Source organism: Acinetobacter sp. G18, from assembly GCF_052660225.1.
On sequence record NZ_CP109658.1, the window covers coordinates 47,053 to 66,969 of the forward strand.

The following is a 19,917-nucleotide window of genomic DNA, read 5'->3' on the forward strand; positions in this document are numbered from 1 at the left end:
TAAGCCAATTACGTAAAACACAAGATTGGGAAGGATTATGTCAGCAGCTCCACGCATTGGTATTTTGGGCGCAGGTGGCCGTATGGGTCGCACACTTATTCAGGCAGTTCAACAAGCAGGTTATCAATTGGCTGCAGCAGTAGAACGTCCAGAGAGTAGTTTGGTCGGCACTGATGCTGGTGAACTTGCAGGAATTGGCTCAGTGGGGGTAAAGGTTTCAGGAAGTTTGACAGAAGTTCTTAAAGACTGTGATGTCATCATTGATTTTACTGCACCAGTTGCAACTGCTCAGCATTTAAAGCTATGCCGTGAAGCTGGGGTAGCCATGGTGATTGGAACAACAGGTATGTCCGATGAACAAAAAGCTGAGCTTGATGAAACGGCAACACATACACCTGTAGTATATGCGGCAAACTACTCAGTTGGCGTAAATGTATCAATCAAGTTACTTGAGCTTGCAGCTAAAGTATTTGGCGATACAGTAGATATTGAAGTGATTGAGGCTCACCACCGTCATAAAGTAGATGCACCATCTGGTACAGCGTTAATGATGGGTGAAGCGATTGCTGATACTTTAGGCCGTAACTTAAAAGAAGTTGCTGTTTATGGTCGTGAAGGGCATACCGGGCCACGTGACCGCCAAACTATTGGTTTTGAAACTATCCGTGGTGGTGATATTGTAGGTGAACACACTGTTATGTTTATTGGTGAAGGTGAGCGTGTTGAAGTCACTCACAAAGCCACGAACCGTATGAACTTTGCTGCTGGTGCAGTACGAGCTGCTGCATGGGTTGTAGGTCGTGAAGCGCGTAAATATGACATGAAAGATGTTTTAGGGTTGAACGACGTACAGGTGTAAGCCATCTGTACACGTCCTACATGTGGCGAGAAAAACAAGATAGAGCAGAACATGAATAAAAAACAAATTGCTTTGACCACTCTTCTTTGCTTAAGCAGCCTCTATGCAGGGGCTGCCTCTACAGACAAGGCGAAACTCAGCCTTGACCGTAATCATATTAAAGTGTGGACCTATCAAAAGGCTGATAACCCCGTCTTTCAATACAAAGCTGAAACAACATTTGATGTACCCATTGAGCGTGCGGTGGCGGTGATTTTAGATGTAAATCGCGCAGCGCAGTGGGTGCCTTATATGGGTAAAGTTGAAATGCTGTCTCAGGATGAGAAGAAGGGCGAATTTACGTTATATATGGTGTTGGATTTTCCTTTTCCGCTAAAAGACCGCGATGTTGTGGTGAAAGGGAAAATGAGTAAAGCCGCTAATGGCACTATTACGATTAAGAACACAGCGATTAATAGTAATTATCCGATTCAGCCCGATGTGGTTCGTTTAACTCGTTATGAAGGTGAATGGACATTCCAGAAACTAGCGAATAACAAAGTTAAAGTAACCACGAGTGGTTATGCTGACCCAGCAGGTTCAATTCCTTTAAGCTTTGTAAATATGTTTGTTCAGCAGCAACCATATCAGATGCTGCTTAAAATGAAGCGGGAAGTAATGAACCCGATTTATGAGCAACCTAAATTGCCCGATATTTTAAAATAATAAGCGATAAAAAAAGCGCCTGAAATCAGGCGCTTTTTTATTAGTCGGAACATTGCTGCAAACTTTGTGCAGAGCTGCTTTCGCGTTTGATTTGAAATAAAACTAACAACAACCCTAACCCAGCCAGTAATGCACCAGCAAATGATACTGCGTTATAACCCAAACCTAAATCGAGTACTACCGCACCTGCTGCCGCACCGACTGCGTTACCTAGATTAAACGCACCGATATTTACAGAAGAGGCAAGTCCTGGTGCTTCATGAGCAACTGACATTACACGCATTTGTAATGGCGGCACTAAAGCAAAGGTTGCTGCACCCCAGATTACTAAGGCAATGGCTGCTCCAGCCTGACTTTGTGCAAGCACTGGGAAAGACACCATCATGACAATCAACAAAATGAAAAAACCGATTAGAGTTTTGTTGATGGACAAGTCTGCAAAACGACCACCTAAATGGTTACCAATTGAGAAACCAACACCAATTAATACCAACATGAACGTAATGAAGATTGGTGAAGCATGGGTAAACTCAGTCAAACTTGGCGCAATATAGGTATATAGCGTAAACATTGCACCCGCACCGAGTACGGTGGTAAGTAATGCAAGTACCACAGGGCCACGTGTTAATACTTTTAACTCAGCTTTCACATTTGGTTTTTGGGCAACCATACCTTGTGGCAGTGCCTTCCATAAAGCGAGCATGGTAATCACACCAAGCAATGAAATCGCAAGGAACGACATACGCCAGCCAATATTTTGCCCAACCCATGTTGCCAAAGGTACACCACCAATATTGGCAATGGTTAAACCCATAAACATGGTTGCCACAGCACTGGCTTGTTTGTGCGCGGGTACAATACTCGCTGCTACAACAGAGCCAATCCCGAAGAAGGCACCATGGTTAAGGCTTGTGATGAGACGTGCACCTAATAAACTCATATAGCTTGGAGCAAATGCTGCAAGCAGGTTCCCGACCGTAAAGATCGCCATCAGAAAAATCAGTGCATTACGTCTAGCAAAACCACCAAACCACAGAGTCATGAATGGGGCACCTAGCATTACGCCAAGTGCATAGCCCGTAATTAGCATTCCGGCTGTTGGAATGGAAATACCTAAATCATGAGCGATATTCGGCAATAATCCCATTGGAGAAAATTCCGTCGTGCCAATGGCAAAGGCACCAATTGCCAATGCCAGTAACGAGAACGCCGTATTTGATTGAGTGTTCATGAGTTTAGTCCCAAACAGGTGCCCATGGCTCTGGGCTAACTTCACGACTGTTACGGTCGAGTTCAGCAATCATTTGCATTTCAGCTGAAGTCAACTCGATATCCTGCGCTTTTAAGTTGCTCATCAGGTTTTCACGTTTAGTCGAAGATGGAATGACTGCAAAACCTCGTTGCAATGCCCATGCCAATGCAATTTGTGCTGTTGTTGCTTTATGCGCTGCTGCAATTTCAGCTAGAACGGGGTCTTGAAGCACTTTGCCATATGCCAGTGTCATATAGGAAGTGACATCTATGTTCTTGTCATGTAAGAAATTTACAAGTTTATGGTTTTGAAGATAAGGACTTAGCTCAATCTGATTTGTCACAATATGCTCTACACCGATTGTGTCAATGGCTTGTTGGGTAAGCTCAATATTGAAGTTTGAAATACCAATTTGTTTGGTAAGACCTTGTTGTTTCGCTTCAAGTAAAAGCTGCATAATTTCAGGAATAGAAACCCCTAAATCTGGTGCTGGCCAGTGAATCAAAGTAAGATCGACATGGTCAGTACGAAGTTTTTCTAAGCTCTCTTTTAAGCTCGGAATAAACTTATCTTGCGCAAAATTATCTACCCAGATTTTTGTGGTTAGAAATAAGTCCTGACGCGCTACACCACTTTCAGCAATGGTTTGTCCAATCGCAGCTTCATTTTCATAGATTTGAGCTGTATCAATTACACGATAACCTACTTCTAAAGCTGTTTTAACAGAATCAATCACCGCTTGTTCTTTAAGGCGGTAAGTTCCTAGACCAAAACGTGGGATATTCATGCGTTCACCTAAATTTAAATAATTGTTTAACTTGAGGTGCATTTTGCTTGGATTATTGTTGCGAAAAAATAGATGAATAAGCAAAATATCTTTGATGATTAGTCAATAATAGAATAAGTCATGAAATCAACAATTGAAGAACTGGTTGCCTTTATCACAATTGTTGATACAGGTTCCTTTGTAGCCGCAGCAGAACACTTAAAACAAACGCCTTCAGGAATGAGTCGTTCTCTTACACGTTTAGAAGCAAAGTTAGGCGTGACTTTATTAGAGCGAACAACACGTAAGTTAAAACTCACACAAGAAGGGCAGCAGTTTCTTATCAAGGCTCGTAAAATTTTAAATGAGCTAAATGCTGCTGAAGAAGATTTGCAAAAGTCTGATCAGGGTACCGCGGGACTGATTCGTATTGATTCTGCAACGCCGTTTGTTTTGCACGTGATTGCACCATTAATGCATAAGTTTCGTAAGTGCTATCCCGACATTGAAATCGAAATAAATAGTAATGATCAGGTGATTGATCTATTACAACATAAGACCGATGTGGCATTTCGATTTGGGGAACTCAATGATTCGAGTCTTCATGCCAAGTTAGTGTGCAAGAGCCGTTTATATATTGTGGCAAGTCCAGAATATTTGGCGATCAAAGGTACGCCGACTCAACCTGAACAACTTGAGCATCATGATTTGATTGGTTTTACCAGACCTGATTATATTAATAACTGGCCGATTAAAGTCGGAGATGAATATTTTTTCGCACAAGCACACATTAAAGCTTCAAGTGGTGAGACTGTGCGTCAGCTTACAGTTAGAGGACATGGTATTGCACGGCTATCTGAATTTGAAATTTGGAAAGATATTCAAGAAGGACGATTGACCGCGTTATTTGAAGATCAAATAGAACATCAATATCAAAGCATCCATGCTGTCTATTATCAACAAGAGCATCTACCAAAACGAATCCGTTTATTCATTGAGTTTTTGGCAGATCAATTAAAAAATGGTTTTAAAACCTGTCTCTAAACCTACCATAAGCATCACTTGGAAAATGAACTTCTAAAATAGGAGTCGTTTGTCCTTGTGATGAATGTTGAGATAAGAAATAGCTTTGTTGCTGTTCTCGACAACTAAAATATAAGTTTGAATAAACCGAATTTACCATGACAACTTCGTTTGAGTTATTACGTTTGTATTGATAATGAGAAATTGTATTGGCTTTATCATCAGTGCGCTGCTCTAGTTTGTAGTCTTGTTGGTTGGTCATTTTTAAATAACCTTCAATTAAACTCTGGCAAACCGTATGTCTGTGCTGTTCAGTTTTGGGTTGTGACTGGCAACCTGTCAAAACAATGGTAAACAATAATATAGCTTTTAATTTCATTATCTTACTACTCTTTGAGTTGATTTCTATAGCCTAAAGGTGTTCTATAAAGCAGTACAGATACAGAAATTTTTAAAAAAGCAGCACAGAATGACTTTTCAATATCAGGTTCTTGCCAATCAATTAGCACATCGTATTTATCAAGATGAGCTGAAACCGCATCAGAAGCTTATTTCGTTACGAGATTTTGCCCGTCAGCACAGCATTAGCTTAAGTACCGCAAAAAGTTGCTATGAATTGCTTGAGGCGAGGGGACTCATTTATGTAAAGCCAAAGTCAGGTTATTTTGTGGTTGCTCGTACCCAATCTAGTCCTATTCCAGATAGTCCAGATTTCTTATCTTTGCCGCGACAAGTCTCCAATCTGGAGTTGCATAACCAAATTCAGGAAGCTGCCTTACAAAGTCATCTTGTACCATTAGGCTCTATTCAGTTGACGCCTCATTTTATTCCTGTTGAGGGTTTACGCCGTTCTATTCAACGCGCTTTAAAAAATTGTCAGCCCCAAGATTTTCTTTATTGTAATAAACAGGGTCATGAGCAGTTAAGAAAGGCGCTATCCGATCATTGGCGTGAAGATGGTATTTTTATCGCTGCAGAAGATATTTTTATTACCAATGGCTGCATGCCTGCTTTATCTTTGGTGATTCAACATCTAACAGAAGTAGGCGATAGTATTTTAATCCCGACACCTACTTTTAATGGACAATTACAGCTTATAGCCAGTTTAAAACGACAGATTATTGAGATTCCAGCGCATCATCGTGGTATCGATCTTGAGCGCTTAGAATCATTTATGAAGCAAGGTTTGGCTAAGGTTTGCTTAATGACAGCCAACTATCAGAACCCATTGGGATACTGTTTAAGTAATGCAGAAAAACAAAAGATTGCCGAATTAGCAGCAAAGTATCAGTGCTTTATTATTGAAGATGATATTTATGGAGAGTGTGGCTACAGTGGTGAGCGACCATTGCCTATACGCTATTGGGACCGTGAAGGCTATGTAATTTGGTGTGGATCGGTTTCTAAGTCATTATCGAGTGCATATCGCGTAGGGTGGTTCTGTTTAAGCGCGAAGCTACAGCATTTAAGGCTTGAGCTTGTAGCCAGTAATATTGGGGTTAATACACCGCTACAATTAGGCCTAGCTGATTTTATTTATAGTCGTGGTTATCGAGAGCACTTAGAGCAGTTAAGACCGAATTTGATGCGGCAAGTCGAGGAATATCGTAGCTGTATTTTAAATGCTTTTGAAGGTATTCCAATTGCATTGAGCCAACCAGAAGGAGGTTATGCCTTATGGATACAGTTACCTAAAACTGTAGATAGTTTGGCGCTCTATTACACTGCAAAATCTTACGGAATTACCGTAGTTCCCGGGCATGTTTTCGGTGAAGATGAACGTTATCGGCATTTTATTCGTTTAAATGCAGGTCATGAGTTAACAGCAGATGTCCGCCAAGCGATTAAACACTTGGCGAACTGGTCACGACAACAGATGAAAACCGTAAGTTAGGTTTATTCTGCAAAGTCTGCTTTAAGTACAATTCGGTAACGTGCTTGACCTGAGTGTAGACGTTCAATTGCTTCATTGAGCTGTGACATTGGAAACAGCTCAATTTGAGGCGCAATTTTTTTGCGTGCAGCAAACTTTAAAAGCTGACGTAATGCAGCAGGTGAGCCTGTAGGTGAACCAGTCACTGACTTAGCACCACCAATAAGAGAGCCAACAGAAACAGGAACAGGCTCAAGCGTAAGACCTAAGAAATGTAAGGTTCCGTTTGGTGCCAGTGTTGCAATAAAAGCTGACCAATTTAGAGTCACATTCACGGTACTCAGCAATAAATCGAATTTACCTTTTTGAGCTTTTACTGCGTTGGTATCGCGGCTATTGACGACATGGTCGGCTCCCATAGCTTTAAGCTCTTCTGTTTTGTCAGGGTTAGAACTAAATGCCGTGATTTCACAACCCCAACCTTTAAGGAGCTTAATCGCCATATGACCTAAACCGCCAATGCCAATCACACCCACATGATGGGTTGCCTGAATCTTGTGTTTGAGGAGTGGATCAAAAACGGTAATTCCGCCACAAAGTAGGGGACCTGCACTTTCTGGGTCTAAATCTTCAGGAAGGGGAATTGCCCACTGCCAACCTGCACGAACTTTATCGGCAAAACCACCAGCATGCCCGACGATTGTTGCAACACTTCCGCCTGTACAAAGTACTTGCTGACCGCCAATACATTCGTCACAAGCTTGGCAACTTTCAGCTGTCCAGCCGATACCAACACGTTGCCCGATTTGTAGACCTTTGGCTTCTGAACCTAAAGCTACAATTCTTCCAATAATTTCATGACCTGCAACCACAGGGTAGACAGTCGAGCGCCATTCATTATTCAGAACTGAAATATCAGAATGACATAAACCACAGTATTCAACTTTTACTTCAACCTGATGCGGTTGTAATTCACCTGCGTCAAATTGGTAAGGAACCAGTTTTTCACCTGCTTGCATTGCAGCATAGGCCTGAATCGTATTGTTGCTCATCGGAAACTCCTTAAGCGGATTTGAACCGTTCTGGTGGGTTATGAAGCTTTAAATTGACAATCGTTTTCATGATCATCGACCATACCTACAGCCTGCATAAACGCATAGCAAGTGGTTGGACCGACAAATTTGAAACCATTCTTTTTAAGAGTTTTGGAAAGTTTTACACTGAGTTCAGTCTGTGCAGGAGCCTGACGGTAGTCTGCAACATCATTGTTTTGTGGAGCTGCATCTACAAACTGCCAAAGCCATGTCGGTACATCACCAACTTGTGCTTTGAGCGCTTGCCAAGCAATCGCATTATCACGAATGGCTTTGAGTTTACCCAAGTGACGAATTAAGCCTGCATCGGATAATTTTAATTCTAAAAAGTCATCAGTAAATGAAGCAATATCTTCAATTGGATGATTAAAAAAGTGTTGACGGTAGCTTTCTCTTTTTTTTAGTACGGTAATCCATGATAAGCCAGCTTGCTGACCTTCGAGGCAAAGCATTTCAAATAACCGTGCTTCGTCGTGTTCTGGCTTACCCCATTCTTCATCATGGTAAGCAATATAGAGTGGATCGTCGGAACACCATCCGCAACGTTGAGTTTTCATGATAATGCTCCTTATATTTATCTTAGAATTTTAAAGTTTAAACAGCACCCATTCATTTGGGCGAGTATCCCAATAATACAGTTCAGCTTGAGTTAAGTCTTCAAACTTTAGCCAAAAGTCTTTGCCTACTTTATCTGAAAAACCAGTACTGATTAGCAGGGCATCATCGCTGATTTCCATGATCCAGCCTTGATAGCTATTGCCATTTAAAATGATCTTTTGCTGGTTGCCCGACTCGGCAAACTCTACTAAGCGATTGATCAGCGCTTCCGACATAAAATGTTCCTAGCGTAAATATGAATAAGGGTTAACGGCACCACGTCCTTTACCATCTAGATAAAGACCATAGTGGAGATGAGGTGAAGTATAACGTGCATTGCCCGTGTTGCCGACATATCCAATTAAATCGCCCTTTTTGACATAGTCACCTACATTTAGGCCACGTTTATGACCGTCAAGATGAGCATAATAATGCCATGTTCCTGCTGGACCTAAAATCCAGATGACTTTGCCGCCGAGGTTATTATTACGAAGATCAGCAACGAGTCCTTCGGTTGTGCTATACACTTTGGTTCCACGTGGAGCCAAAATATCAATTCCTTCATGGCTACGGCCTTGACTACGAGCAGCTCCCCAAGTGTCTTTTAGTTCATCTCGATCGACACCTTTTACAGGTACAGGTAGTCGATTTGGAAGCTGCATACTTTTGAGCTTACTGACTTGAGTGGGGGAAAGTGGTGTAGGTCTTTTAGGTGCACTGGCACAAGCTGCCAATAGAATAATGAGAAAACCAAGTGAGAGATGAGAAACAAAACGTCGCACGAAATACTCCCTGTCATAGTTATATCAAAATTATTTTGACCACTATGTCATGAACGGCTAGTCGAGATCAATTTTTTCATTGCAGTTGGTACACCTTTGGAAATTGCTTGTTCTGGAGTCAACCATTGGCCTTTAAGTTCAATCGCCAGATGTTCTTTTTGATCAGGTTCCACGTGGAACACATGAGCATTAAGTAGCCATGTGAAATGAGTGAAGCTATGACTAATCTGAAAAGTTTGTGCTTGAGGCTGTAATTTAAATTGCTGGCTTATGCTCAGTCGTTCATGTTCATTTTCTAAAATAGGTAAACAGAATAAACCACCCCATAGACCATGGGCTTGGCGTTGTTGCCAGAACCATTCATCTTCACACTGAATAATAAGAACGTCTGCCGTTTTAACAGGCGGAGTTTTTTTAGGTTTTTTAAAAGGTAGTTCTTGTTCTAAACCTTGTTGGTAGGCCTGACAATGAGCTTGCATTGGACAATATAAACACAGCGGTTTTTTAGGCGTACAGATAGTTGCACCTAAGTCCATTATGGCTTGAGTATAGTCATGGTTACGATGCGTAGGGCAAAGCTCTTCAGCGAGTTTCCACATTTCACGTTCATGCTGTGGCTTACTTAAGTCATCTTCAATGGCAAAGAAACGCGCTAAAACACGTTTCACATTGCCATCCATAATCACACCGTACTGACGCAAACCTAAAGACATAAGTGCGCCTGCTGTAGAGCGTCCAATGCCGGGTAGAGCAATCCATTCTTCTAGGGTTTCAGGAAATTTACCTTGTTGTGCTACAAGGCCAGCGGCTTTATGCAAATTGCGAGCACGAGCGTAATAGCCAAGGCCAGCCCAATAAGGAGCGACATCATCCCAAGTTGCATGACCTAAAGCTTCTACCGTTGGAAAGCGCTCCATGAAGCGGTCAAAATATTGCAGAACCGTTTTCACCTGAGTCTGCTGTAGCATAATTTCAGAAACCCAAACCTTGTATGGATCATCTGCAACTTGCCAAGGCAAATCGTGACGACCATGTTGATCGAACCAGTTTAAGAGGGCATCAGAAAAAGAAAATTCAGGCATGAACAGCTATAGAAGAAAAGTAAGGGCTAAATTATAGCTGAAATTGGAGAGAAGTTTTGTTTAAAGCAAGCAACCAGAACGAGCCTGTTAAAACAGAGATCACTTGAAAATAAGTGGTCTCTGCTTCAAGCATAAAGAGGATTAATCCTCTTTTACGCCCCAACGTTGATCAAGTTTCAACGGTTGGTTTTTGTAGTATGGAATGACATGAATGTGGAAATGGTCAGAGCTTTGGCCAAACACTTCACCATCATTAAAGCCGATATGAAAACCAGCAGGCTGATGACGAAGCTGGGTTTCGTGGCGGGCAATTTCAAGAAGTGTAAGTAAGCCTTGATGTTCTTTAGAGGTAATATCAAAGAACGAGCTTACATGGCGCAGTGGAGTTACGACACAGTGGCCTTTAGACAACGGATTTGGGTCAGGTAAAATTACAGCAAATTCATTCTTATCAATGATGTCATATTCATCAAATTCGCAATACGGACATTTCTTGTCAGCCATTGTTGTATCCTCTCATGTTATTCCATTAAACCCCGAGTGCGGGAAATAAGACTAGGCTTTGCTCTAGCTCAACGGGAGTATAGTTATTGAAGTATGGTTTAAAAAATACAGTAAAAATATTGCAAAGTCATAAACATTTAAGGGAGCAAATGCAAAAAACATTTGCTCCAAATTTGCTTCTTTTATTTTAAAGTACGTTCTAACAAAGCGTACATTTTAGCAAGGCCTTGTTTCTCCGCTTCGCTGTTGTAGCCAAGGTCTACACCATTCGCTTTCGCTTTTTCATCTGCAAGCGGGTTACTAAAGCCATGTTTAGCACCTTTTAAAACCACTACCTCATGTTTAACTTCAGCAGCTTGCATCTCTTTTTCAAAATTAGCAACATCTTCTAAGGTGACCATGCTGTCTTGTTCACCATGTAGAACTAAAACCTCACCTTGAATGTTGCCTTTTTGAGCAGGTGCTTTCGGTGCTAATGTAGCATGGAATGTCACAACTGCTTTAAGTGGTGCACCTGAGCGCGCAAGGTCTAATACAACTTTACCACCATAGCAAAAGCCAATTGCAGCCAGTTTTTCACTATTTACTTCTGGTTGTGCAGCAAGTGTTTGAAGTGCTGCATTGGCACGATCAGTTACCGTGTCTAACTCTTCAAATGTCTGCATCATCCATTCATATGCTTGAGCTGCGGTTGATGTGACTTTTTTATCGCCATACATGTCAATCGCAAGAGCCGCATAACCGTGTTCAGCAAGTTCACGTGCACGTTGTTCAGTATATTCATTACGGCCCCACCATTCAGGACCAATAATAATACCTGGTACAGGTGTTTCACTTTCTGGAGCTGCAAAATAACCAATTAAATGGCTGCCGTCTGGTGCAGTATATTGAATTTCACGGGTTTTAATTGCTGTACTCATGACATTAATCCTGAAATTAAACTTGGTTTAAACACGCTTGATTAAAGCATAAAAAATAAAATTCATATTAATAACTATGTAAAAATCTACGTCAAAAGAAAAAGATAGAAACATTTAGGCAATAAAAAAGAAGGAAACAAGTTCCTTCTTTTTATGTAGTCATGATTGAATTAGGTTCGGCCTCGCGAAATAAAACCAATAACTGCGAGAATTACAGCCACAACCAATAAAATCACGGCAAAGTCTTTAGATAACCCTGCAACACCACCAAACCCTAATAGACTGGCAATGAGTGCAATCACTGCAAAAATTATTGCCCAACGGAACATAATGTTGTCCTCCTTATTTTTCATTGTGTTTTTACTATATAGTGGCTTTTTTGCACGGAATGTGTCGTTTATGTGGTTGAAATGTATATTAAACAATCATTTTGTGATGCTAAAAATACAGTTTCTTTTCTTAGGCACAGTGCCTTCAATGCTATAATCTGACTTTGCTTTATGTATACAGCCGTTAAAACTTATGTCTACTGATACCTCACTTCGTCCATTATTTTGGAAAAATTACACGCTAGAGCAGCTTACTCAGGCTGAGTGGGAAGCTTTGTGCGATGGGTGTGGTTTATGCTGCTTGGTCAAGCTAGAAGATGAAGATACTCATGAGGTTGCTTACACCAAGGTAGCGTGTAAATTGCTTGATTGTGGTACAGGGCGTTGCTCAGACTATTCAAATCGTCAGCAGCAAGTGCCTGACTGTTTACAGTTGACGCCAGAAAGCTTAAAAACAATTCACTGGTTACCTTCAAGTTGTGCGTATAAACGTTTGAATGAGGGTAAAAATTTACCTTCTTGGCATTATTTAAATACGGGTACGAGACAAAGCGTAGTTAAGGCAAAAAAATCTGTTGCAGGGCGTTGTATTCCTGAAACTGATGTACATGAAGATGATCTTGAAGATTATGTAGTACGTTGGGTGCGTTAATACGCTCCCGATGGGCATTTAAATTACAGCGTATAATAAAGTAACACTTTTATCGTAAATTTTTTAATGATCTCCGTTATATAAAAATAAAAGCGAAGGAGATAAAAATGATGAAACGACTAGCAGCCGCCTTATTATGTAGTAGCTTTTTCTTATTAATGGCTTGTGGTTCTAACAATACCAACTCAAAAAATCCTGAACAAAATACAACTGCAAAAACAGAGCAAACTAGTGCTGCCAAACAAATTTATCAGGTCGAGACAGTCGCACATTTTAATGAACCTTGGGCGATTACCAGTTTGCCAGACCATCGTTTATTAGTCACTGAGCGACAAGGTAAGTTAAAACTTTTTAACCCCCAAAATAAACAAATGTTAGATGTTCAAGGTGTTCCAGGGGTGAACTATGGCGGACAGGGTGGTTTAGGCGATGTTGTTTTACATCCTGACTTTGCCAAAAATCATTGGATATATCTCAGTTATGCAGCTAAAGGGCAAGGTGGATCTGGTGCAGTGATTTCACGTGCGAAATTAGACTTATCTAACCCTAATCAGCCAAAACTTATAGAGGTGAAACAGATTTGGCAGCAGGTGCCTAAAGTCTCAGGACAAGGCCATTATGGACATCGTATGCTCTTTGATGCAGATGGTAAGCTTTGGGTCAGTTCAGGTGAGCGCCAAAAGTTTGATCCTGCCCAAGACATGAAGAGTAATTTGGGCAAAGTCTTGCGTTTAAATGAGGATGGTTCAGCAGCCGTAGGTAATCCTTTTTATAAAAAAGGTGGGGTTACTGCGGAAATATGGTCGCTTGGACACCGTAACCCCTTAGGTATGGCTTTTGACCGCAAAGGACAACTCTGGGTAGTTGAAATGGGGCCTAAAGGTGGTGATGAGCTTAATATTATTACCAAAGGTGAAAATTATGGTTACCCAATCGTGTCAAATGGTGACCACTACTCGGGTGAGCCTATTCCAGACCACCATACTCGTCCTGAATTTAAAGCACCTGAGATTGATTGGACACCTGTCATTTCACCGTCGAGCCTAATTATTTATCGAGGCCAACAATTTCCTGCATGGCAAAATAAAGCCTTAATTGGTGGGTTATCTTCTAAAGCCATTGTGGTTGTAGATTTAGAGCATAAACCTGTAAAAGAAATACAAAGATTAGAGATGAAGCAACGTATTCGTGGTTTACATGAAGTACAAGACGGTTCAATTTGGGTAATTGAAGATGGCCCGGATGCACGTTTGCTGAAACTCAGTAATAAACCATCTTAATGCCACGAGTTAGCCTGTAAATAAAGAACGTGTCTCATAGATTCAAATTGTAGATTTCTGTGAGACGCAATAGACTATAGTGAAAAGACGATAAAGCTATTTGAGATGTCAGACACCCATATTCCACTTCCTGAACGCCTGCGCCCGAGAGATTTGTCTGAAATAATTGGGCAAGATCATTTGTTAGGGGAACACGCACCACTGCGTCAAATGATTGATCAGGGGCATTTACCTTCTATTATTTTTTGGGGACCGCCAGGCGTTGGTAAAACAACAATTGCTTTGCTTTTGGCGCAAGCAATAGATCGCCCATTTGTGAGTTTGTCTGCTCTGAATACGGGCGTAAAAGAATTACGTGAAGTGATTGCAGAAAGTGGTGACTTACTAACACCTGTGGTTTTTATTGATGAAATTCATCGCTTTAATAAATCACAGCAAGATGCATTACTAGGGGCTGTAGAAAAAGGAAAAATTACTTTAATAGGTGCGACCACAGAAAACCCGTCTTTTGAAGTCAATAGTGCGCTTTTATCACGTTGTCAGGTCTATACCTTAAACAGTTTAGACAGTGAAGCAATTCAGACGCTACTCAACAATGCTCTCCAAGCAGATAAATTCTTAAAAGAACGTTACATTCATATTGAAGAGTACGATGCTCTTTTGCAGTTTGCAGCAGGCGATGCCCGTAAAGCGCTTAATTTACTAGACTTAATTGCGAGTACTTTTGAGCCAGAAATTGAAAATACCATTACCAATGCTGTGGTGGTAAAAGTTGCCCAGCAAAACATTGCACGTTATGACAAATCGGGTGAGCAGCATTACGACCTCGTTTCTGCATTTATTAAATCGATTCGTGGTAGTGATCCAGATGCAGCTCTGTACTGGATGGCTCGTATGCTTAAAGGCGGAGAAGATCCAGTTTTTATTGCAAGACGTATGTTGATTGCAGCCTCAGAAGACATTGGAAACTCGAATCCAAATGCGCTTTTGCTTGCAGGTGAATGTTTCCGCTCTGTTCAAGCAGTGGGTATGCCTGAAGGTCGAATTATTTTGGGCCAAACCGCGGTTTATTTAGCAACAAGTGCAAAAAGTAATAGTACTTATTTAGCAATTAACAAAGCATTGGAACTTGCCGATAAAACGGCAAATTTACCAGTGCCTTTACACTTGAGAAATGCACCAACCAAGCTGATGAAACAGCAAGGCTATGGCATCAATTATCTCTATCCTCATGATTACCCAGAGCATTTTGTGTTGCAAGACTATTTGCCACCTGAGTTGAAGGGAACCAAACTCTACGAGTCCGCGAGAAATAAGCGTGAGGTTGAAGGCGAACGCTTACAGCAACGCAGATGGCAGCAGGAACAATAGTTTATTGAGTCCTGCTATTGTTCCAATTCCTCAGTAACCTGACCATAAATCAGCAGGGTAAACACGCCTGTACCACCAATAATATTTCCAATAGTCGTTGGAATCAGGAAATTAAAAATATATTCACTAATAGAGGCATCTCCTTGCCAAACTAGATAAGACATTTCGGTAGAACCTACTACTACATGGGTAAAGTCACCGAGTCCTATCAAATATGTCATGAAAAAGATGAGTAGGAATTTATTGCTAACTGAAGGCAGCATCCAGACTAGTGCAGCAATTAACAGCCCTGACATAATACCTTTCAGCAAGTTTTCGGTCGCAGAAAAAGACGCAACATGATGTGCTAGCTCGTCTAGTGCCTTGTCAATATCGGGTGTAAACAGGTGAGTAGTTAAGAAAAATAAACTCGCTAAAGCTGTTCCAATGATGTTGCATAAAATCACAATCCCCCATAATCGGCCTACAGCTTGTAATTTTTCGAGAGTAAAGGGTTTGAATAGAGGTACAACTGTGGTGATGGTATTTTCGGTAAAGAGTTGCATATGGCCCAAAATAGCGATTAGGAACCCAATGGTATAACCGACATTGGTGATTAAATCGGTCCAGACCGCATCAGCTGGAAGATAAGAAGCGATAATCGCCTTAAATACAAAAGAAAAACTGATGACTAGACCTGCCGCAATTCCCGAAAAGATCAGTGCAGCCGTTGGCCGATCCAGCTCTTCTGCACCATCACGGCGGATAATTTCATAGACTAAACGGGGTGACAGTTTTTCATGTTCTTCGACTGCCATTTTTTCACGCCAGCTTAAGGTTTGCTCGACCTTTTTTTCCTCTATTTCATGGTCCATCATGCTTACTCCTCATAGAATAAATATTTTCTACTTATTATTTTTGTTTATTGTTAAGGCAGCATTCAGAATAAATCTAGTTGATTCATAACAGCTTTATGTATCTTTTTATAAATTGAATGATACGACGCTAAGCAAAATACTATGCGAATAAAAGCAATTAACCAGATAGGACAGCTAAATATAAGAAGAGGTCGATAAAACTTTGGATGACAAGACGAATTGCCGCCTGAGTTAAAGGGGAGCAATTATGATGAAGAAGTCAGAAATCAGTATAGGGTTGACGCTAAAGATTTACGGCAAATCAGATAACAGCAGTAACAATAATTAAAGTAAGGTATATGTTCTCAAAGTCCGTATGAGTTTCATATAGTCACCTTGAGAAGCTTCAGAAATGACGGTTTCTACTTCAGCTTCGCTCCAACCTTGTTTTAAAGCAGAGTCGCTAAAATTAGATAAAATTACTAATGGATTTTCACCAAAATGTATCGAGTGATTCATTAATCTCTTTTCAGGCTTAAGTAGTTCCATAGGGTTCACCATACTTTAAATTTAATTATTGTGATGCAATTAATGTTTTTTTAGATTTTAGTGCTTTGCTTTTGTATTGTGCAAGTAATAATTTAATTAAATATACAAATCTGTCTACTTTTCCTGAATTTTATTGCCTAGAAAATAAAAAACCGAGCAATTCAGCTCGGTTTCTTACTAAAGTCTGGCTAATTAGATGTCAGATAAATCTACGCCTAAACGAGCTGCAACTTCTTCATAAGCTTCAACAACACCGCCTAAACCTTGACGGAAACGGTCTTTGTCGAGTTTCTTCTTAGAGTCTTTGTCCCATAAACGGCAACCGTCTGGAGAGAATTCGTCACCAAGTACGATACGGTCATGGAAAACACCAAATTCAAGTTTGAAGTCCACCAAGATCATATTGCCTTCAGCAAATAATGCTTTCAATACATCATTTACTTTATAAGTTAACACTTTCATTTGTTCTAACTGTTCAGCAGTCGCCCAACCTAAAGCAATCGCTTGAGATTCGTTAACCATTGGATCGCCTAAGCCATCATCTTTGTAGAACAATTCAAATGTAGGAGGAGTAAGTTCTTTACCTTCTTCTACACCTAAACGACGGCATAGAGAACCAGCTGCGTAGTTACGAATTACGCATTCAACAGGAATCATTTGAAGTTTTTTAACAAGAACTTCAGTTGGAGAAAGCAATTTTTCAAAATGCGTTTCAATACCCGCAGCAGCAAGTTTTTCCATGATGAAGGCGTTAAAACGGTTGTTCACCTTGCCTTTACGATCTAGTTGTTCGATTTTTTCGCCATTGAACGCAGAGGCATCATCACGAAAGACTAAAATCAGATGGTCGGCATTGTCTGTTTCATATACAGATTTTGCTTTACCAGTATAGAGCAAGGTTTGTTTTAACATGAGGGAACCTTTTAAAAAAAAATGCCTAGTAAACGACTAGGCTGGCCAATTTTGGTAAATCTGGTTTAACACTTCTGCCGCAACTTCAGGGCTTGCAAAAGTGTTGTCTGGATTAAAGAGAGCAAGGCTATGACTAGAGCCAACACCAGTCAGTTTAAGCACATAAGTTTTGTCATTTACTTTAATCGTCGCTTGATTACTGCCTTGAGCGATGATGTTGTAATTTAACGTGCTTAGGGTTGCTTTGGTGTATTGCCAAATTTCAGCGGTACTTCCATCAATTTTTAACAGTGGGTTTTTATTACCATCTGTTACAAGTTGAGGGCGACTAAGCGCGCTACCTGATTGAGCAGATGTATCTGCTGTATCACCTTGAGTTTGTTCAGGGCGAGGCAATGCAAAACGATTGCCACGTTTGTTTTCAAACTTCGGTGCGTGATCGATAGCGAGCTGGTCTACTGTTGGTGCAGGATACAAAGGCGTCGCTGGTCGTACAGTTGCATCGGCAGGATACTCAAGCGGGGCGAGTTGCTTTGCTTTTTTATAATCTAAAGAGTGATTATTGAGTGCGAAGCGACCACAGCCAGCTAAACTTAAGGCTGAAACTGCAAGGACTAAACCAAGACGTAATTGCATCATAAATTGCTCTTATTAAATAATTCCCGCATCTTTTAGGGCATTGCGGAGAGGTTCGCGATATTGCTCAGCGAGAGGAGTGAGTGGTAAACGAATACCAGTATCAATCAGTCCCATCTCATGTAGTGCCCATTTCACAGGAATTGGGTTAGATTCGCAAAATAGAATATTGTGTAAATTTGCAATCTTATTGTTAAGCGTCTTCGCTTGTGGCTCATCTTTAGCAATTGCAACCGCACATACTTCGCTCATTGCCTTAGGTGCAATGTTTGCAGTAACCGAGATATTACCATCTGCGCCAAGAAGCATAAGTTCCCATGCAGTTTCATCGTCACCTGAGTAAACAGCCATTTTGCCGTTTAAAGCATCGATTAAAGCTTTACCACGAGGCACATCACCTGTTGCGTCTTTAATACCTACAATGTTAGGAATTTCTGCTAAACGTACCGCTGTATCGTTTGACAAGTCTACGCCTGTACGACCCGGTACATTATAAAGAATAAGAGGTAATTCAACAGCTTCGGCAACCGCTTTATAGTGTTGGAAAAGGCCTTCTTGGGTTGGTTTGTTATAGTATGGTGTTACAAGTAAAGCGGCATCAGCACCGAGGTCTTTAGCTGCTTTAGTTAATTCGATTGCTTCGCGGGTTGAGTTTGCACCAGTACCGGCAATAATTGGAATACGTTTATTGGCTACACGAATAATTTCTTTAATAACCTGTGTGTGCTCTTCCATGCTCAATGTTGAGGCTTCGCCGGTTGTACCGACGGCTACAATACTGTTTGTACCTTGTTCTATGTGCCACTCAACCAGCTTCTCAAGACCCTTCCAATCTACACCGCCATCTTTCAACATGGGAGTGACAATTGCGACGATTGAGCCTTGAATGGTCTGTGCTTGCTGAGTCATTTTAAAAAATATCCTATTTATCCATCCGAATCTGAGGTAAGAAAAACAAAATGTGGGATGGTTGCAGTATTTTGATTGTCCAGTTCTAACAATAACAGATTGTTGAATGACAATTATGCAAATTATGACTGATCAGACGCATAAGAACAATATGCTTAACTGATAAACCCTATGTAAACTTGAGCAAAACATAGAATGCCAATTTGATCATTTCAAGTAAAAGACAGTAAATATGACAATATGGTTCAATTCTGCGAATCCTTACTTGCTACGGTCTTTTTTATGGCAAGATAAAATGCATATTTTTCCCGAATGGGACTTAAGATGGCATGAAAATGAAGAAACAACCACAAAATTCGGCTTTAGTCGTAGTTGATGTACAAAATGGTTTTACGCCGGGTGGAAATTTAGCAGTTGCCGACGCCGATACAATTATTCCAACCATTAACCAATTGGCGCGTTGTTTTGAAAATGTCGTTCTGACACAAGATTGGCATCCAGATAATCATATTTCTTTTGCTACCAACCATGTGGGTAAACAGCCATTTGAAACCATTGAGCTCGATTATGGACCGCAAGTGCTTTGGCCTAAACATTGTGTAGAAGGTAGCCATGATGCCGAATTTCATCCAGATTTGAATATCCCAACGGCCCAGCTGATTATCCGAAAAGGCTTTCATGCTCATATTGATAGCTACTCGGCTTTTATGGAAGCAGACCACAGCACAATGACGGGTTTAACGGGTTACTTAAAAGAGCGCGGCATTGATACGGTTTATGTGGTCGGAATTGCTACGGACTTTTGTGTCGCATGGACTGCTTTAGATGCAGTTCAACTCGGCTTTAAAACTTTAGTGATTGAAGATGCCTGTAAGGGTATTAATCTGAACGGCTCTTTAGAACAGGCATGGCAAGCGATGCAGCAACAGGGTGTTGTCCGTATTCAATCGACTGATTTGTTGAGTGAATGTTAAAGAGAGTGCTCA

At 40.9% G+C, this 19,917-nt stretch carries 24 protein-coding genes; 8 read left to right on the plus strand and 16 right to left on the minus strand.

What is annotated here, in order from left to right; translation table 11 throughout:
- Positions 1 to 37: 37 nt before the first annotated feature.
- Together dapB and NE363_RS00195 are read left to right on the plus strand one after the other, a co-directional pair.
- Complete coding sequence (gene dapB, locus NE363_RS00190; RefSeq protein WP_004704703.1) at positions 38 to 859, plus strand: 4-hydroxy-tetrahydrodipicolinate reductase; 822 nt, start codon at positions 38 to 40, stop codon at positions 857 to 859.
- A 51-nt stretch (positions 860 to 910) separates the two neighbouring features.
- Positions 911 to 1,564: an START domain-containing protein gene (locus tag NE363_RS00195; RefSeq protein WP_004704705.1), complete on the plus strand. Its 654-nt coding sequence runs from the start codon at positions 911 to 913 to the stop codon at positions 1,562 to 1,564.
- Positions 1,565 to 1,604: 40 nt separating this feature from the next.
- Here the strand turns inward: NE363_RS00195 and NE363_RS00200 are convergent, their stop codons facing one another.
- Both NE363_RS00200 and dkgB read right to left on the minus strand, forming a co-directional pair.
- Positions 1,605 to 2,795: an MFS transporter gene (locus NE363_RS00200; RefSeq protein WP_445535601.1), complete on the minus strand. Its 1,191-nt coding sequence runs from the start codon at positions 2,793 to 2,795 to the stop codon at positions 1,605 to 1,607.
- A gap of 4 nt (positions 2,796 to 2,799) precedes the next feature.
- Entirely contained in the window at positions 2,800 to 3,603 is an 804-nt protein-coding gene (gene dkgB / locus NE363_RS00205; RefSeq protein WP_445535602.1) for a 2,5-didehydrogluconate reductase DkgB, read from the minus strand.
- A gap of 120 nt (positions 3,604 to 3,723) precedes the next feature.
- On the opposite strand from dkgB, the gene NE363_RS00210 reads away from it, so the two are divergent.
- On the plus strand, positions 3,724 to 4,626 hold the full coding sequence (locus NE363_RS00210) for a LysR family transcriptional regulator (RefSeq protein ID WP_308965922.1): 903 nt from the start codon (positions 3,724 to 3,726) through the stop codon (positions 4,624 to 4,626).
- Here the strand turns inward: NE363_RS00210 and NE363_RS00215 are convergent.
- Complete coding sequence (locus tag NE363_RS00215; protein WP_198071871.1) at positions 4,610 to 4,984, minus strand: hypothetical protein; 375 nt, start codon at positions 4,982 to 4,984, stop codon at positions 4,610 to 4,612. The genes NE363_RS00210 and NE363_RS00215 overlap by 17 nt on opposite strands.
- Positions 4,985 to 5,074: 90 nt before the next feature.
- On the opposite strand from NE363_RS00215, the gene NE363_RS00220 reads away from it, so the two are divergent.
- A complete protein-coding gene (locus tag NE363_RS00220) occupies positions 5,075 to 6,499 on the plus strand; it encodes an aminotransferase-like domain-containing protein (protein WP_445535603.1) in 1,425 nt (474 codons plus the stop codon).
- Positions 6,500 to 6,501: 2 nt separating this feature from the next.
- Here NE363_RS00220 and ahr read toward each other — a convergent pair whose 3' ends face one another.
- From ahr to NE363_RS00260, 8 genes are all read right to left on the minus strand, one after another.
- The gene (gene ahr / locus NE363_RS00225; RefSeq protein WP_191016190.1) at positions 6,502 to 7,530 is read right to left on the minus strand and encodes an NADPH-dependent aldehyde reductase Ahr; all 1,029 of its coding nucleotides are present in this window, start codon (positions 7,528 to 7,530) and stop codon (positions 6,502 to 6,504) included.
- Positions 7,531 to 7,568: 38 nt separating this feature from the next.
- A complete protein-coding gene (locus tag NE363_RS00230; RefSeq protein WP_039253975.1) occupies positions 7,569 to 8,129 on the minus strand; it encodes a DNA-3-methyladenine glycosylase I in 561 nt (186 codons plus the stop codon).
- Between the two features lie 30 nt (positions 8,130 to 8,159).
- The gene (locus NE363_RS00235; RefSeq protein ID WP_001287364.1) at positions 8,160 to 8,405 is read right to left on the minus strand and encodes a hypothetical protein; all 246 of its coding nucleotides are present in this window, start codon (positions 8,403 to 8,405) and stop codon (positions 8,160 to 8,162) included.
- Positions 8,406 to 8,414: 9 nt separating this feature from the next.
- A complete protein-coding gene (locus NE363_RS00240; RefSeq protein ID WP_019458607.1) occupies positions 8,415 to 8,951 on the minus strand; it encodes a M23 family metallopeptidase in 537 nt (178 codons plus the stop codon).
- A gap of 47 nt (positions 8,952 to 8,998) precedes the next feature.
- Complete coding sequence (mutY, locus tag NE363_RS00245) at positions 8,999 to 10,033, minus strand: A/G-specific adenine glycosylase (protein ID WP_445535604.1); 1,035 nt, start codon at positions 10,031 to 10,033, stop codon at positions 8,999 to 9,001.
- A gap of 141 nt (positions 10,034 to 10,174) precedes the next feature.
- Entirely contained in the window at positions 10,175 to 10,537 is a 363-nt protein-coding gene (locus NE363_RS00250) for an HIT family protein (RefSeq protein WP_191010666.1), read from the minus strand.
- Positions 10,538 to 10,719: 182 nt separating this feature from the next.
- Complete coding sequence (locus NE363_RS00255) at positions 10,720 to 11,457, minus strand: dienelactone hydrolase family protein (protein WP_019458605.1); 738 nt, start codon at positions 11,455 to 11,457, stop codon at positions 10,720 to 10,722.
- A gap of 170 nt (positions 11,458 to 11,627) precedes the next feature.
- A complete protein-coding gene (locus tag NE363_RS00260; protein ID WP_002053759.1) occupies positions 11,628 to 11,786 on the minus strand; it encodes a DUF1328 domain-containing protein in 159 nt (52 codons plus the stop codon).
- A 193-nt stretch (positions 11,787 to 11,979) separates the two neighbouring features.
- On the opposite strand from NE363_RS00260, the gene NE363_RS00265 reads away from it, so the two are divergent.
- The 3 genes from NE363_RS00265 to NE363_RS00275 all read left to right on the plus strand — a co-directional run bounded on the left by NE363_RS00265 (position 11,980) and on the right by NE363_RS00275 (position 15,089).
- On the plus strand, positions 11,980 to 12,438 hold the full coding sequence (locus tag NE363_RS00265) for a YcgN family cysteine cluster protein (protein ID WP_049066757.1): 459 nt from the start codon (positions 11,980 to 11,982) through the stop codon (positions 12,436 to 12,438).
- A 110-nt stretch (positions 12,439 to 12,548) separates the two neighbouring features.
- On the plus strand, positions 12,549 to 13,718 hold the full coding sequence (locus tag NE363_RS00270; RefSeq protein ID WP_445536345.1) for a PQQ-dependent sugar dehydrogenase: 1,170 nt from the start codon (positions 12,549 to 12,551) through the stop codon (positions 13,716 to 13,718).
- Between the two features lie 105 nt (positions 13,719 to 13,823).
- Positions 13,824 to 15,089, plus strand: coding sequence for a replication-associated recombination protein A (locus NE363_RS00275; protein WP_445535605.1), 1,266 nt, complete (start codon positions 13,824 to 13,826; stop codon positions 15,087 to 15,089).
- A gap of 14 nt (positions 15,090 to 15,103) precedes the next feature.
- On the opposite strand, the gene NE363_RS00280 is transcribed toward NE363_RS00275, so the two are convergent.
- The 5 genes from NE363_RS00280 to dapA form a co-directional block, all read right to left on the minus strand.
- The gene (locus NE363_RS00280) at positions 15,104 to 15,943 is read right to left on the minus strand and encodes a formate/nitrite transporter family protein (RefSeq protein ID WP_077163767.1); all 840 of its coding nucleotides are present in this window, start codon (positions 15,941 to 15,943) and stop codon (positions 15,104 to 15,106) included.
- Between the two features lie 327 nt (positions 15,944 to 16,270).
- Positions 16,271 to 16,474 carry a hypothetical protein gene (locus NE363_RS00285; protein ID WP_019458601.1) on the minus strand — a complete coding sequence of 68 codons (204 nt, stop codon included), beginning with the start codon at positions 16,472 to 16,474 and terminating at the stop codon, positions 16,271 to 16,273.
- Between the two features lie 192 nt (positions 16,475 to 16,666).
- Positions 16,667 to 17,386: a phosphoribosylaminoimidazolesuccinocarboxamide synthase gene (purC, locus tag NE363_RS00290; RefSeq protein WP_002119240.1), complete on the minus strand. Its 720-nt coding sequence runs from the start codon at positions 17,384 to 17,386 to the stop codon at positions 16,667 to 16,669.
- A 36-nt stretch (positions 17,387 to 17,422) separates the two neighbouring features.
- A complete protein-coding gene (locus NE363_RS00295; RefSeq protein WP_077165362.1) occupies positions 17,423 to 18,022 on the minus strand; it encodes a lipoprotein-34 precursor (NlpB) in 600 nt (199 codons plus the stop codon).
- A 15-nt stretch (positions 18,023 to 18,037) separates the two neighbouring features.
- Positions 18,038 to 18,931, minus strand: coding sequence for a 4-hydroxy-tetrahydrodipicolinate synthase (gene dapA, locus NE363_RS00300; RefSeq protein ID WP_004704743.1), 894 nt, complete (start codon positions 18,929 to 18,931; stop codon positions 18,038 to 18,040).
- Between the two features lie 329 nt (positions 18,932 to 19,260).
- Here dapA and pncA point away from each other — a divergent pair, with 329 nt between their 5' ends.
- The gene (pncA, locus tag NE363_RS00305) at positions 19,261 to 19,905 is read left to right on the plus strand and encodes a bifunctional nicotinamidase/pyrazinamidase (RefSeq protein ID WP_004704744.1); all 645 of its coding nucleotides are present in this window, start codon (positions 19,261 to 19,263) and stop codon (positions 19,903 to 19,905) included.
- Positions 19,906 to 19,917 lie beyond the last annotated feature (12 nt).

Excerpts from the sequence above, each read along its gene's own strand:
- NE363_RS00280 (WP_077163767.1), bottom strand. The coding sequence starts at position 15,943 with ATGGACCATGAAATAGAGGAAAAAAAGGTCGAGCAAACCTTAAGCTGG.
- dapB (WP_004704703.1), top strand. The coding sequence starts at position 38 with ATGTCAGCAGCTCCACGCATTGGTATTTTGGGCGCAGGTGGCCGTATG.
- mutY (WP_445535604.1), bottom strand. The coding sequence starts at position 10,033 with ATGCCTGAATTTTCTTTTTCTGATGCCCTCTTAAACTGGTTCGATCAA.
- purC (WP_002119240.1), bottom strand. The coding sequence starts at position 17,386 with ATGTTAAAACAAACCTTGCTCTATACTGGTAAAGCAAAATCTGTATAT.
- NE363_RS00260 (WP_002053759.1), bottom strand. The coding sequence starts at position 11,786 with ATGTTCCGTTGGGCAATAATTTTTGCAGTGATTGCACTCATTGCCAGT.
- NE363_RS00255 (WP_019458605.1), bottom strand. The coding sequence starts at position 11,457 with ATGAGTACAGCAATTAAAACCCGTGAAATTCAATATACTGCACCAGAC.
- ahr (WP_191016190.1), bottom strand. The coding sequence starts at position 7,530 with ATGAGCAACAATACGATTCAGGCCTATGCTGCAATGCAAGCAGGTGAA.
- NE363_RS00275 (WP_445535605.1), top strand. The coding sequence starts at position 13,824 with ATGTCAGACACCCATATTCCACTTCCTGAACGCCTGCGCCCGAGAGAT.
- NE363_RS00215 (WP_198071871.1), bottom strand. The coding sequence starts at position 4,984 with ATGAAATTAAAAGCTATATTATTGTTTACCATTGTTTTGACAGGTTGC.
- NE363_RS00265 (WP_049066757.1), top strand. The coding sequence starts at position 11,980 with ATGTCTACTGATACCTCACTTCGTCCATTATTTTGGAAAAATTACACG.
- NE363_RS00210 (WP_308965922.1), top strand. The coding sequence starts at position 3,724 with ATGAAATCAACAATTGAAGAACTGGTTGCCTTTATCACAATTGTTGAT.
- dkgB (WP_445535602.1), bottom strand. The coding sequence starts at position 3,603 with ATGAATATCCCACGTTTTGGTCTAGGAACTTACCGCCTTAAAGAACAA.
- NE363_RS00230 (WP_039253975.1), bottom strand. The coding sequence starts at position 8,129 with ATGAAAACTCAACGTTGCGGATGGTGTTCCGACGATCCACTCTATATT.
- NE363_RS00220 (WP_445535603.1), top strand. The coding sequence starts at position 5,075 with ATGACTTTTCAATATCAGGTTCTTGCCAATCAATTAGCACATCGTATT.
- NE363_RS00295 (WP_077165362.1), bottom strand. The coding sequence starts at position 18,022 with ATGCAATTACGTCTTGGTTTAGTCCTTGCAGTTTCAGCCTTAAGTTTA.
- NE363_RS00200 (WP_445535601.1), bottom strand. The coding sequence starts at position 2,795 with ATGAACACTCAATCAAATACGGCGTTCTCGTTACTGGCATTGGCAATT.
- dapA (WP_004704743.1), bottom strand. The coding sequence starts at position 18,931 with ATGACTCAGCAAGCACAGACCATTCAAGGCTCAATCGTCGCAATTGTC.
- NE363_RS00270 (WP_445536345.1), top strand. The coding sequence starts at position 12,549 with ATGAAACGACTAGCAGCCGCCTTATTATGTAGTAGCTTTTTCTTATTA.
- pncA (WP_004704744.1), top strand. The coding sequence starts at position 19,261 with ATGAAAATGAAGAAACAACCACAAAATTCGGCTTTAGTCGTAGTTGAT.
- NE363_RS00195 (WP_004704705.1), top strand. The coding sequence starts at position 911 with ATGAATAAAAAACAAATTGCTTTGACCACTCTTCTTTGCTTAAGCAGC.
- NE363_RS00250 (WP_191010666.1), bottom strand. The coding sequence starts at position 10,537 with ATGGCTGACAAGAAATGTCCGTATTGCGAATTTGATGAATATGACATC.
- NE363_RS00235 (WP_001287364.1), bottom strand. The coding sequence starts at position 8,405 with ATGTCGGAAGCGCTGATCAATCGCTTAGTAGAGTTTGCCGAGTCGGGC.
- NE363_RS00285 (WP_019458601.1), bottom strand. The coding sequence starts at position 16,474 with ATGGAACTACTTAAGCCTGAAAAGAGATTAATGAATCACTCGATACAT.